The sequence below is a fragment of the Pseudomonas sp. Pse35 genome (assembly GCF_024519715.1).
GTDB classification, from domain to species: domain Bacteria; phylum Pseudomonadota; class Gammaproteobacteria; order Pseudomonadales; family Pseudomonadaceae; genus Aquipseudomonas; species Aquipseudomonas paracarnis.
On record NZ_JALJRP010000081.1, the window covers coordinates 1 to 786 of the forward strand.

Here is a 786-nt window from a genome sequence, read left to right on the forward strand (position 1 = left end):
GCGAGATCGAAAACGAAGCCGGCGAAACCTACCAACTCGACTACCACCCCAACGGCCTGATCCGCCAGGAAACCGGCTTCGACGGCCAGCGCACCGCCTACGCCTACGACCTCAACGGCAACCTGCTGGAGAAGACCGAATACGGCGACGATAACAGTCAGCTAATCACCCGTTACGAGCGCGACCACGCCGGTCGCCTCGTCCGAAAAACCCTGCCCGGTGCCAGCGTTGTCGACTATGCCTACGACCGCCAGGGCAACCTCCTCAGCGTCGAAGACGGCCACTGGGCGCTGGCCTACGAATACGACCGCCAAAACCGCCTCACCGCCGAACACCAGGGCTGGGGCACCCTGCGCTACGGCTACGACGCTTGCGGCCAGCTGAAAAACCTGTGCCTGCCGGACAATAACCGCGTCACCTTCACCCACGATAAAGGCGGCCACCTCGCTACCGTCGAACTCAACGGTGAAGTGCTCACCTCACATCTGTTCAAGAGCGGCCGCGAGCATCAGCGCCAGCAAGGCCAACTGCTCAGCCACTACCACTACGACGACCAGAATCGTCTGCACGCCCACGCCGTTACGCAGCAGCAAAACTACCTCTACCAACGCCAATACGACTACGACAAAAGCGGCAACCTCACCCGCCTGGTCGACACTCGCAAAGGCGAACACCTTTACCGCTACGACCCGCTTAATCGCCTGACCCGCGCCGATCACTCCCAGGACGTGCAGGAACGCTTCGCCCACAACCCGGCCGGCAACCTGCTGATGCAAGACCGCCCCG

The 786-nt window shown here is 62.2% G+C and carries 1 pseudogene; it reads left to right on the forward strand.

The features are described from left to right. Positions 1 to 786 (forward strand): annotated as a pseudogene (locus OC445_RS26905) (type IV secretion protein Rhs); the annotation flags it as partial.